Here is a 12,905-nt window from a genome sequence, read left to right on the forward strand (position 1 = left end):
CTAATATATAAATAAAACCATTCTGATTATTATTTTATATGGAACTGAAAAAGATAAATAAGTCTTAGCCTAAAGAAGATCCAAATTTACCCTTTACCTTATTTAGCACTATTTTAATATCTTGTTCTTTTGCTTTTGGATAAATAAGAAGTACGTCTTGTTTATCCACAATAATATAATCTTTCAAGCCATCCACAACTACAACTTTATCTTTGTTGGTTCTAATCATATTTCCAGAAGCATCTTCCAAGAGGGTTTTAGCATTGACTATGGCATTTTGGCTATCGTCTTTTTCTAGTTTATCGTATAAACTCCCCCAGGTTCCCAGATCATTCCAATCAAAAGTTGCAGGAAGAACATATACATTACTAGAAGCTTCCATAATGGCGTAATCCACTGAAATATTTTCGGCTTTCCCGTAATTTTCATTTATAAAATCTGATTCGTCGTCTGTATTATACACAGGAATTCCTTTTTCCAACAATTGAAATAAAGTTTCTTGATTCTTTTTAAAAGCTTCAATTACATGTTTTACATGCCACATAAAAATACCTGCATTCCATAAAAAATTGCCCTGAGCCAAGAATTGTTTAGCAGTTTCGTAATCTGGTTTCTCCCTAAATTGACTTACCTGTTTAATATCTGTTTCAAAACTAGTATTGTATTCAATATAACCATAGCCCGTATTAGGAAAGGTAGGCTTAATTCCAAGCGTCATTAAAGCATCATTTTTAGCGCAGTAATCAAAGGCTTGTTGCACATTATCCGTAAAGGCTTGTTCGTCTTCTATCCAATGGTCGCTGGGTGCAACAATCATAACAGCGTTAGGGTTTTCTTTTTGAATTTTTAAAGCAGCATACAAAATACATGGTGCTGTATTTCTCATGGCTGGCTCTAAAACTACTTGACGCTTGGTAACCTCAGGAAGTTGTTCGAAAACTAAATCTTCGTAGCGCTCATTGGTTAAAATAAAGATATTCTCTTTTGGTATAAGATTAGAAAGTCTTTGAAAGGTCTTTTGAATTAATGTATCTCCTGTTCCTAACATATCGTGAAATTGCTTCGGAAAATCCTCTGTACTTATTGGCCAAAATCTAGACCCAACTCCTCCAGCCATTAAAATGGCATAATAATTTTTATTCATTACAAATATTATTTTTCATTCCTCCAATCCCGAAAGCTTTCGGAAGGGAATCTGTTTTGTTTATCATTGCACGCCTTTTGGGTCTTAGCAATCTGCATAAACACTCATTCCATTTAAAACTACAGCTCTAAAAACAAGGAATAAGTGCCACTTCATTATTATAAAAAAAAGCCTATTGCTCTACCAGTTCTACCTCTGCATTTGGATTGAAAAGATACAACTTTCCCGTACTTATTTCAACACATTCAATGCGTTTTGTTCTTGTATTTCCTTTTTTAAAAACTTTTCCGTTATAAAGTTTAAAGTCTGAACCTATCGGTATTTCAAAAACATAAGTTTTATCGGTATCTGCGTCAAATTGTTTTAAGGCTAGTGATAAATGTATATCTGTATCGCTACTAGCTTTTGGATTTTTAAAGTGCCTTGCCAAAAGCGGCAATAACTCCATAGGAAAAGCCTCCGGATTTATAAAGGGCAACATGAGTCTTTGAAAAGTTTGCTTCCACTCTTTTCCATGTGGCTTTATAGTTCTACCATATTTATTGAAAGCCTCGAAATGAGCAATCTCATGGATTAAGGTAATTAAAAACCGATGTGGATTTAAATTAGAATTAACAGTAATTAAATGCTTCCCATTTGGTAAACGTCTATAATCTCCATGCCTTGTCTTACGTTCGTTTTTTACTTTTACTGTTAAATTATCATGGTTTAAAAGTAATAAAACTTGATCTAAAACAGATGCGTTAACAAAGGGCTTTATGGTATGCTTCATAAAACAAAAATACAGTTTTATTCCAAAGAATAACAATCTCAATTTTTAAGAAAAACATCTTATTTTCTCTGAATAAAAGGCGGCTTATAAATCATTCTTAAACTTTAAATATCAATTATTTACAGGTTTTTTAGTTCACAATAAAAGTTTTTTATTATTTTCACTAGCGAAATTAACAAACTTAAAAATGAAAAAATTAATTTTATTAATGACTTTTTCCTTAGTCATTTTCTCCTGTTCTAACGATACAGACGACACCCATTATTCGCCAACACCACCAGATCCAACTCCGCCAACAAGCCCTGAAGTTATTCCGGAATTTCTGCCAAACTTATCGGATCTAAATTTATTTTCAGAAAATTTAAACGATTTAACGCCTAGCGATCGTGCCTTTATTTACAATCTAAACACCACACTTTTTTCAGATTATTCATATAAACAACGTCTTTTAGCGCTTCCAGAAGGCACAACTATGGAATATATTGACGACGGACTTCCTAACTTTCCAAACAATACGGTAATAGCAAAAACATTTTATTATCTAAATAATGAACGAGACGAAACTGAAGGAAAACAGTTAATTGAAACTCGTATTCTTATTAAAAAAAATGGGGTTTGGGAACTTGGTAATTACAAGTGGAATACGCAACAAACAGATGCTGTTTTAGATAATACAACAAGTACGGTTCCTATTAGTTACAACAATTTAGATGGAAACACTGTAAATGTAGATTATGTAATTCCCTCTGCGCAAGACTGCATAGATTGTCATAATACAAGCAACGTAATTGTACCTATTGGCCCTAAACTTAGAGCCTTAAACGGGAACAATCAATTGGAAACTTGGATTTCAGAAAATTATATTACCAATCTATCTAATGCGTCCCAGGTTTCAATATTACCAGATTGGAAAGACGCTGTTAACTTCTCATTAGAAGAACGTGCTAGAGCCTATTTTGATATGAATTGTGCCCATTGCCATTCTGATGGCGCATTTTGTGCTGACCAATCTAATTTGAGATTATCTTATGATACGCCATTATTGGATTCTTATATAGTAGAAGACAAACCAAATATAGATTTTAGAATGTCTATGTATTACGATGGAATAAGCATGCCTTTAACAGGAACTACCATGATGCACCCTGAAGGCTACGATTTAATTAGTGAATACTTAAATACCTTATAACAAAACACCTATTTATTTGTATAAAAATAAGTTTGGATGTTCGCATGAATAAGTGGCTGTATGAATAGATTTTTAGTTAAATCCCGTTCTGTAAATTAAACATATTTAAAGATGAGATTAAACTATTTCAATTTTTAAAAGTCTTATAGTTATAAACATAAACTCTTTAAGATGAAAAAATTAGCTTTAATTACCCTCGTTTTTATAACAAGTTTTGCCAATGCACAACATAACAAGCAAAGCAAACAAAAAATGCAAGATTACACGCCAGAAGAAAGAGCTCAACTGCATTCAAAACAACTTACTCTGGATTTAGATTTATCTGAAACTCAACAAAAGCAAGTTGAGAACTTATTTCTTGAAATGGAAAAAACAAGACAGACCAAAATAGATGAGAGAAAACAATCTAATACTGAAAAACCTTCAAAAGCAAGTCTTTCGAAAGAAGAAAAGCTTAAAATGAAAAATGAAAGATTAGATCAGCAGATAGAAATGAAAAAACACATGAAGGAGATTCTTAGCGAGGAACAATATTCCAAATGGGAAAAACTGCGTGATGAGAAAAAAGGAAAATACCAAAAGCAGAGGCGCCAAAAAAAAAGAGCAAGCTTAAAAGAATAAAAGAAGTAAATTAGATTTTATACTAAAAAAGCTGTCTAAAAACATAGACAGCTTTTTTTATGATAAGATTTTACGTATTATAAGCTACCGCAAACTTTATCGCAGGCAGCAATAGTTTTATCTAAATCTGTATAGCTTAAAGCATCTGTAATAAACCAGGTTTCAAAAGCACTAGGTGCAATATACACTCCTTCTTTAAGCATGCCGTGAAAAAAGGCTTTAAATCTGTCGTTATTGCCAAGAGCTGCAGTTTCAAAATCAACCACATCTGTATCGGAAAAATGAATAGAAATCATAGATCCAATTCTATTAATTGTATGTGGAATTTTGTGTTTATTTAAAACCTCAGCACAGCCTTTGTGTAAATACGCTGTTTTATCTGCCAAACGCTTATAAATATCTTTATCGGCATTTAATTCGGTTAGCATGGCCAAACCTGCTGCCATAGCTAACGGATTTCCACTTAAAGTTCCTGCCTGATAAACAGGTCCAAGAGGCGCTAAGTGATTCATAATGTCAGAACGTCCGGCAAAAGCCCCCACTGGCAATCCGCCACCAATTACTTTTCCAAAACAAACTAAATCTGCTTCTATTCCATACAATTCTTGAGCACCACCTTTAGAGAGACGAAAGCCCGTCATTACCTCATCAAAAATTAATAAAATATTATGGGCTGTACATAAAGCTCTTAATTTTTGTAGAAAATTATCATTGGGAGGAATACATCCCATATTTCCAGCTACAGGCTCTAAAATAATACAGGCAATTTCTCCTTTATTTGCTTCTATAAGCTGTTCCACATTTTCAATATCGTTGTATGCTGCTAATAAAGTATCTTGAGCAGTTCCTTTAGTAACACCAGGACTATTTGGACTTCCAAAAGTAACAGCCCCAGATCCAGCTTGGATTAAAAACGAATCGCTATGCCCATGGTAGCAACCTGCAAATTTTATAATCTTATCCTTTCCTGTATAACCTCGAGCTAATCTTACAGCACTCATACAAGCTTCTGTACCTGAATTAACAAATCTTATTTTGTCGATATTTGGCACCATAGAAACAGCCAGTTTAGCTATTTTAGTTTCAATTTCAGTAGGTGTTCCAAAAGAGGTTCCCAACTTAGTTTTTTCTATAACAGCATCTACAACGGGTTTGTAGGCATGACCTAAAATCATAGGTCCCCATGAATTTATATAATCTATATACTCATTATCATCTTCATCTACTAAATAAGCTCCTTGAGCTTTTTTAATAAAAACAGGAGTTCCTCCAACAGCATTAAAAGCTCTTACTGGCGAGTTTACTCCTCCGGGAATGACAGTTTCTGCTTCGGCAAACAAAGCACTACTTCTTTTATACAGCATGAATGATTGAATTTTTTAATTAGATTTAACTATTAATACACTTCCTATAGTTAAATTATTGTTGGTTAACTTATTTAAGCGTTTTAATTCGTCAACGCTTGTGTTATATCTTCTAGACAGAGAATATAAAGTATCTCCTTTAGAAATTAAATGTGTGTGTTTAGCATTTACAGTCGATGATTTTCTGGCCCTTTTACCTCCAGTAACTTCATCGTCATATTTATCAAGATCGTAGCGCTCAATTAAACTTATTAACTTGTCTGGATACTTTCTATCCGTAGCATAACCTGCAGCTCTTAAACCTTTAGCCCATCCTTTATAATCGTCTATATCTAAGGCAAACAAACCCTTATAACGAGATCTATGGGTTAAAAACAAAGAGTGATCGCGATAAGAGTATTTAGCATCATTATATTTTCTAAAACACTCTTGAGAGGCATCATCATCGTGATAAATTCTAGCTCCTGTCCAGTCGTGACATTTAATCCCAAAATGGTTATTTGCTTCTACAGCTAATCTGCCTTTTCCGGAGCCTGATTCTAAAATTCCTTGAGCCAAAGTTATACTCGCCGGAATATGATACAGACGCATTTCTTCCTGCGCAACCCCACTAAATAGGGCAATATACTCTTCTACTGTAGTTGGTACTCTTACAGGTGTATCCTCTACAACTATCACCTCTTTGGGAGCGTTGGTTTTAGGATTTGTTCTGGGATCTGTAACAACGCGTTCTGTTTTTTGCTTATTTTTATGCTTTCTAGAACTAGTTTTCTTACTGGAACCACAGCTAAAAACAAAAATACCTAAAAGAAAAAGTAAGATTAGTTTTCTCATATCTGTTTTTTTCGCTCCTGCCTGCTTAAAGACAGTTAAACGGAAATCTATTATTTAATTATTGGTAACTTTTTATGTCTTAATTTTTTATTCATACCGTCAATTCCTTGCAATCCTCCTGTATGAATGGCTAATATTTTACTGTCTTCTGGAAAATACCCTTGTTTTAATAAGTCGTAAATTCCAAACATCATTTTCCCTGTATACACAGGATCTAAAGGGATTTGATAGTTAGCCTTAAAACTATTTATAAAACTGATTAATTGAGAGTTTATTTTAGCATAACCTCCAAAATGATAATCTGTTATTAATTCCCAATTAGAATTATTTGCAAACTTACTAATTTCTTCTTGCAAAAAGTCACCTTTTAGTGCCGGAAAACCTAGAATTTTTTGTTGAGGCAAGCTCGAATTAATGAGTCCGCTAATAGTCCCTCCTGTTCCTACTGGACAACATATATAATCGAAACCATGATCTTTTTCGGTTAAAATTTCTTCACAGCCTTTTACAGCTAAGGCATTGGTTCCCCCTTCGGGAATAAGATGAAAATCGCCAAACCGGCTTTTTAAATCCTCTGTAAAGGCTTCTGTCGCTTTTTCTCTAAAGACTTTTCTAGAAACAAAATGAAATTGCATGCCTTGTTTTTTGGCATAGGATAAAGTTGGATTTTCTAAAATTTTATCTGCTAGTTCCTCACCTCGAATAACACCAATAGTCTTAAATCCAAACCTATGTCCAGCAGCTGCCACAGCAGCAATATGATTGGAAAAAGCGCCACCAAAGCTTAATAAAATGGACTTCTGTAGCTTTTTAGCTTCCAGGAGATTGTATTTCAACTTCCGAAATTTATTTCCAGAAATATCTGGGTGATTTAAATAATCAAGCTTCAGGGAAAGTTGATTTTCTAAACACACATTTTCTTGATCAATAATTTCAATCACTTTTAGAACATTTTACACGTCAAAGATACAAAATACTAGAAGTTTAAGTCGCTTTCATAGCGCATTTAGAACGCTATAAGAATACTATATTTTATAAATATTAAGAAAGAAGACCGTTTTAATAAAATAATTATATTTTCAAGCAAATTTTAACAATAAAATTTGTAATATTAACATATTAATAACGTTTTATTAAATTTTCAACAACTACCACTAAGGTGTATTAAAGTTAATATTGCGTTTTTCCCACTAAATTAATAGCGCATGAAAAAAAATTACTCAATATGGAAATTATTTACCATAAATAAGTTCTTAAAAATCTCTACATTAATACCAATCATTTGTTTAATATCTATCAATGGGTTTTCACAAACAACTCATATTTCACCTACAGGGGATGGCGGTTTTGAAAACGGAACAACCTTCGCTTCTAATGGCTGGGCTGCTACAACTGGTGCAACCAACCTAAATCGTTGGGTATGTAGCACAGGCGCTTCTGGGTTTAGCGGCGCTAGAGCGGCATATGTCAGCAATAATAACGCAACACCTCCAATTAACGCCTACACTAATTCTGCATCAAGATATTCACACATTTATAGAACAATTACAGTTCCTGCAAATGAGACTTATATTACTTTAAATTTTGATTGGAAATGTCGAGGAGAAAGTTCATATGACAAAATGCAAGTTTGGCTTGTACCGACTTCGTACACTCCTTCATATGGTACTAAAATAGATGCAAACGGCACAGCACCAACAGGTAGAATTCAAATTGGCGGCAATTATAGCGCACAAACCACATGGTTAAATAGCAGTCTAAATATTCCGACAGAATATGCTGGCACTACATTTAGAATCGTTTTTGAATGGAGTAATGATGGTAGTGTTGGCACAAATCCCCCAATTGCTATTGATAATATTTCGTTAATATCCGATTTACCACCTCCAGCACCAGTAAATAATTTATGTAATAATGCTACTGCATTACCATGTGGAACAACAAATTTATCAGGCACTACAAATAACACTACAAATGTAGCACACAACACAGGATGTACTATGTCTAATTATGGAGTATGGTACACATTTACTGGCGATGGAAATCAAACCACTATAACAGCTACAGGAAGTGGTTTTGATCTCGAAATGGCTACAACAAGCGGAAACTGTGGTGCTTTAACTAATATAGATTGTGATGATGCTTTTGGTGGAAGCGAAACCTACACATTTATAACTACAAATGGTGTTAACTATTATATATACATAGCCTATTGGACTACTGGTACTACCACAGGAAATTTCACTATTTCTAGAACGTGTACAACTGTAACCCCTCCGCCAAATGATGAGCCTTGTGCTGCAACACCTGTATTAACAAACAATGACTTTAGCTGTTCAAATTTTGCGTCTGGGACCGTAGAGTTTGCATCCAATTCTGGAGCAAATAATTGTACAGGTACAGAAGATGATGACGTTTGGTTCAGTTTTGTCGCGACTTCAACTTATCACACTGTAGATTTAAATAATATTTCTGGGAGTTCTACAGATTTGGTTCACGCCGTTTATAACGGCACTTGTGGAACTTTGGGAACACCAATTGTATGCTCTGATCCCAACTCTAGTACGCTTACTGGACTAACTATAGGAAACACATATTACGTTCAAGTTTATACATATACAGCTTCAACTGGACAAAATACAGATTTTGATATTTGTATCGGAACTCCTCCCCCTCCTCCTGCAAATGACGACCCCTGTGCTTCAATTAGTCTAACAGTTAATCCAGATTATTCTTGTGCAAGCACAACTTCTGGCACTGTTGCTAGTGCAACAAATTCTGGACTAAACCCATGTTTTGGAACAGCTAATAATGACGTTTGGTATAGTTTCGTTGCTACTAATACTAGTCATTCTGTAGATATATCAAATGCTGTTGGTAGCACAACTGATATGTACCATGCTGTTTATGGTGGGTTTACAGCACCAGATTGCTCCGTTGTCGCAGCAGATAATATTAGTTGTTCCGATCCAAACTCAAGTACAGTTACTGGTCTTACTATTGGAGACACCTATTTTGTTCAAGTATATACCTATTACAGTGGATCTGCTACTACAACTTTTGATATATGTATAGGCACACCACCTCCACCTCCAACTAATGATGAACCTTGTGGAGCAGTCAGCTTAACGGTAAATTCAACTTGTATCGGCACTACAGGCTCTGTTGGCAGTGCAACCAATTCCGGTATAGATGCATGTTCTGGAACTCCAAATGATGATGTTTGGTACAGCTTTGTGGCTACAAACTCAAGTCAAACCGTAAGCCTTTTTAATGTTTCTGGAAGCACTACAGATATGTACCATGCGGTATATGGTCCATTTACTCCACCAGATTGTAGCGTAGCGGTGGCAGATAATATTTCATGTAATGATTCTGACTCAACTGACTTAACTGGTTTAACTGTGGGAGCTACTTATTTCGTACAAGTATTTACTTGGTCATCCACAGCAGGTGCTACCTCAACATTTAATATCTGTGTTACTGAACCTTGTACATCATCAGGACCAGTAGTATCAACACCTACCCTCTGCCCTACTACAATTATTGACGAACAAGGAAATAACCCGTTTATTGCAGACCCATTTGTTTTAGACCCCACAGTTAATTTAGATTGTAGTCTTCCTTCTATTACATTAGAAGTAAACTCAAACCTAAAAGAAACAAGTAGCTATATAGTTGAACAAATAACATACCCTACAAGCCCTGCTCCAGATTACAATTTTTCAATTCTTGGAAATGGCGGTAATCAATCTATTTCTACTGATGACTATTGGGCTGACTCCAGAACCAATCTTGGATTTAATTTTTGTTTTTATGAAAACTCCTATAATCAAACTTTAGTTGGCCCAAATGGAGTAATTACCTTTAATAGCGCCATTGATGCAGGAGATTACGCTGGTTATAGCTTTAATGCCAACCTGCCTAGTACAGCAGGAGCTTTATTTGAACAAGCTATTTATGGAGTCTATCACGATATCATTCCTACCAGTTTACCTGAAGGTGCCATTAAAAGTCGTACCACTGGTTCTGCCCCTTGTAGACAGTTTCAAGTGTCTTGGCATGATATTCCTATGTTTAGTGACTCTTCTAGACTATACACCGGAATGATTGTATTACATGAAACCACAAACATCATTGAAGTATTCATAGAAGAAAAACGAATAGAAAACGGGAACGTCAATCCATGGAATGGCGGGAATGCTATTGTAGGAATTCAGGGAAACATCACACCTTTAGCCCCTAACAATCAATACGCTGTAGCTCCTTGTAGAAATGGCCTTGACACTAACTGGGAAACAACTAACGAAGCATGGCGATTTACACCTAGTGGCGCTGATATAACTCCAGATAGTGTTACCTGGTACTCTGCAAGTAATGGCGGTGTTGGTAGCACATCAATAGGCTCTGGCACAACTATTAACATAGCATCACCTGACACTTATTTTGCAGTTTCAAATTACACAACTTGCTCTGGCCCAATAACCTTAACAGATGAAATAGTCGTTACTAATAATAGTAAAATTTGGACTGCTGGAGCAGGAACTACAGATTGGTATACAGACGCCAATTGGACAGGTAACGCCATTCCAACAGAAATGGACTGTGTTATTATTCCAAGCGCAGCCTCCACAAGTAATATCTCTCCTATTGTTAATGCAGCTCCAAACCCTGGTTTAGGAAGAACCCTACATGTACAAAACAACGGATACTTAGAATTATTGCCAGCAGCCGATCTTGTCATAACAGATGATATTACAGTGGATGGACAAATGGTTTTAAGAAACAGTTCGAACCTGATTCAAATTACAAATACAGGTATTACAAACTCTGGGAATATTCAAATGCAACGTAGCGTAAACAATATGTCTCCGCAAGCTTATGTATACTGGTCGTCTCCAGTTGATAATTTTTCTGTAACAGCCGTGTCCCCCAATTCTAACCTAAGATATAGTTGGATTCCAACCGTTCCTGGGAACGGAGCTGGTAATTACGGCCATTGGGAAACAGCTAATGGCATCATGCTACCAGCAAAAGGATATATTATTCGTGGTATTTCTGGTACAAATCCATTCAACACTTCTCCTGTTAATACAGTAGAGTTTAATGGGGTTCCAAGAAATGGTCGCATTCAAATCCCTATTCTACGAGGCACATACACAGCTGGCGATTACCCTGGCGCAGGAAACACCATGGCTACCAGATTAGACGATAATTGGAATCTAGTAGGGAATCCGTACCCTTCTGCTATTTCTGCACAATCTTTTATTACCGAAAACGCAGGACTTCTATACAACACTCCAGATCCAAATACGCCACTTATCTCTGGTACTGTTTATTTATGGAGACATATAACAGCACCAAACTCAACCACAGATCCTTTTTATGGCGATTATGTATACAATTATAATGCCGAGGACTATATTGGCCATAACGGCACTGGATCTAATCCGGCTGGATTTAATGGAAATATTGCTGCAGGACAAGCGTTTTTTGTATTAATGGATGATGGAGCAACCTCTCCTTCTAACCTCACATTTAATAACAACATGCGTTATGGCTCTAGTTTTACACCGCATGACAACGGACAATTTTACCGAAATAGCACAGATATTAATCAAAATGAATTTGAGAAACATCGTATCTGGTTAGATTTAGTTGCTCCAAATAATACTGCCAATTCTATTTTAGTGGGCTATATAGAACAAGCGACTAATGAGGTGGATTTCATGTTCGACGGACATGAACTAAGCGAAACCAGTAACCGTTTTTACTCGTTAATCGATACAGAGGAAATGGCTATTCAAGGACGTTCACTTCCTTTTAATGATATCGATACGGTTCCCTTAGGTGTTAAAATAGCAACAGCCGGCAATTATACTATAGCTATCAATACCCTGGATGGTTTATTTGAAAACACATCTCAAGACATCTTCTTAGAAGATACTTACAATAATATGGTTCATAATTTAAGAAACTCGCCATACAGTTTTACGTCTGAAGCAGGAACTTTTAATAATCGCTTTATTTTGCGCTATACAAATGAAACTTTAAATATTACCGATGAACAACTTTTAAGTGGCCTATTAATTTCTGCCCCTGGAAACAACTATATTCAAATAAGTTCAAAAACCGAAGCCATTAAGCAGGTTGAAGTATTTGATATTTTAGGTCGTAGCTTGTTCAACAATAAAAACATCAATGAAAACAAATTGACATTAAACAATTTGTCTTTATCAAATGGTACTTATATTGTAAAAGCAACCTTAATCAACGGACTTCAAAAAACACAGAAAGTCGTATTGAAATAAAAATTATAAATAGCTAATAAAACTCCAAAAAGGCCTTGATTTTAAATAATTAAGGTCTTTTTCTTTACTATAAGCTTCTCGTTCAAAAGAAATTTGGCGATATGCCAAATACCAGGATTTGTATTGATAAATACGCCATAGAAATTCCAGACCATAGAACATATAAAAAGGAAGAATCAGCAATTCTAGTTGCTGCCGCATATGAATGCGTTCATGATTAATTAAAACCTCATCCTGTTTTAAAGCTTTATGCTTCAGAAAAATAAAAGGCCAAACGCTAAGTCCTAAATAATGTTTGGGCACCAAGTATTTTGAAATGACAATCATATCCAAAAATAATCAAATTTTAGTCCAAAGAACAGCACTGTATAATTATATCAGGATTAATTTTATAAACTGTATAGTTATTTTAGGACGAGTCAAGCTAGAATCACACTCCCTAGATAGTCCGTAGATAGTCCGTAGATAGTCCGTACATAGTTCGTGTCGATTTTCACCAGAATTTCAGCACATAGAATCTAAAACCTTCGTCATTTTTTTACTAACTATAACAAACTAATTAAGAAAATACAACTAAGTCTAAGACGCAAATAATAGCTATTCCTTGTTTTAGTAATTCTTGATTCAACCTAAATCTACATTCGGTAAAGAGTAAATTTCAATTAAATAC

8 protein-coding genes are annotated in these 12,905 nt (G+C 35.1%); 3 read left to right on the plus strand and 5 right to left on the minus strand.

Annotated features, from left to right (window positions below; genetic code table 11):
• Positions 1-64: 64 nt before the first annotated feature.
• Both OS188_RS12160 and OS188_RS12165 read right to left on the minus strand, forming a co-directional pair.
• Positions 65-1,144: a mannose-1-phosphate guanylyltransferase gene (locus tag OS188_RS12160; RefSeq protein WP_267149123.1), complete on the minus strand. Its 1,080-nt coding sequence runs from the start codon at positions 1,142-1,144 to the stop codon at positions 65-67.
• A 172-nt stretch (positions 1,145-1,316) separates the two neighbouring features.
• On the minus strand, positions 1,317-1,916 hold the full coding sequence (locus tag OS188_RS12165) for a SprT-like domain-containing protein (protein WP_267149124.1): 600 nt from the start codon (positions 1,914-1,916) through the stop codon (positions 1,317-1,319).
• 187 nt (positions 1,917-2,103) lie between these two features.
• On the opposite strand from OS188_RS12165, the gene OS188_RS12170 reads away from it, so the two are divergent.
• Together OS188_RS12170 and OS188_RS12175 are read left to right on the plus strand one after the other, a co-directional pair.
• Positions 2,104-3,105 (plus strand): hypothetical protein, encoded by a 1,002-nt coding sequence (locus OS188_RS12170; RefSeq protein WP_267149125.1) that lies wholly within the window; start codon positions 2,104-2,106, stop codon positions 3,103-3,105.
• 171 nt (positions 3,106-3,276) lie between these two features.
• Complete coding sequence (locus OS188_RS12175) at positions 3,277-3,726, plus strand: DUF4890 domain-containing protein (RefSeq protein WP_267149126.1); 450 nt, start codon at positions 3,277-3,279, stop codon at positions 3,724-3,726.
• 77 nt (positions 3,727-3,803) lie between these two features.
• Here the strand turns inward: OS188_RS12175 and hemL are convergent, their stop codons facing one another.
• From hemL to OS188_RS12190, 3 genes are read right to left on the minus strand one after another with little or no spacing between them, the layout of a single operon-like run.
• Positions 3,804-5,090: a glutamate-1-semialdehyde 2,1-aminomutase gene (gene hemL / locus OS188_RS12180; protein WP_267149127.1), complete on the minus strand. Its 1,287-nt coding sequence runs from the start codon at positions 5,088-5,090 to the stop codon at positions 3,804-3,806.
• Positions 5,091-5,105: 15 nt separating this feature from the next.
• On the minus strand, positions 5,106-5,924 hold the full coding sequence (locus OS188_RS12185; protein ID WP_267149128.1) for a glucosaminidase domain-containing protein: 819 nt from the start codon (positions 5,922-5,924) through the stop codon (positions 5,106-5,108).
• A gap of 50 nt (positions 5,925-5,974) precedes the next feature.
• On the minus strand, positions 5,975-6,865 hold the full coding sequence (locus OS188_RS12190) for a 1-aminocyclopropane-1-carboxylate deaminase/D-cysteine desulfhydrase (protein ID WP_267149129.1): 891 nt from the start codon (positions 6,863-6,865) through the stop codon (positions 5,975-5,977).
• Positions 6,866-7,129: 264 nt separating this feature from the next.
• On the opposite strand from OS188_RS12190, the gene OS188_RS12195 reads away from it, so the two are divergent.
• Entirely contained in the window at positions 7,130-12,235 is a 5,106-nt protein-coding gene (locus tag OS188_RS12195; protein ID WP_267149130.1) for a RemA C-terminal-like gliding motility protein, read from the plus strand.
• The last annotated feature ends 670 nt before the right edge of the window (positions 12,236-12,905 follow it).

Origin of the sequence: Xanthomarina sp. F1114 (genome assembly GCF_026410255.1) — a bacterium.
Taxonomy (GTDB): domain Bacteria; phylum Bacteroidota; class Bacteroidia; order Flavobacteriales; family Flavobacteriaceae; genus Xanthomarina.

Coding starts and splice junctions, on each gene's coding strand:
- OS188_RS12160 (WP_267149123.1), bottom strand. CDS start 1,144: ATGAATAAAAATTATTATGCCATTTTAATGGCTGGAGGAGTTGGGTCT.
- OS188_RS12165 (WP_267149124.1), bottom strand. CDS start 1,916: ATGAAGCATACCATAAAGCCCTTTGTTAACGCATCTGTTTTAGATCAA.
- OS188_RS12170 (WP_267149125.1), top strand. CDS start 2,104: ATGAAAAAATTAATTTTATTAATGACTTTTTCCTTAGTCATTTTCTCC.
- OS188_RS12175 (WP_267149126.1), top strand. CDS start 3,277: ATGAAAAAATTAGCTTTAATTACCCTCGTTTTTATAACAAGTTTTGCC.
- hemL (WP_267149127.1), bottom strand. CDS start 5,090: ATGCTGTATAAAAGAAGTAGTGCTTTGTTTGCCGAAGCAGAAACTGTC.
- OS188_RS12185 (WP_267149128.1), bottom strand. CDS start 5,924: ATGAGAAAACTAATCTTACTTTTTCTTTTAGGTATTTTTGTTTTTAGC.
- OS188_RS12195 (WP_267149130.1), top strand. CDS start 7,130: ATGAAAAAAAATTACTCAATATGGAAATTATTTACCATAAATAAGTTC.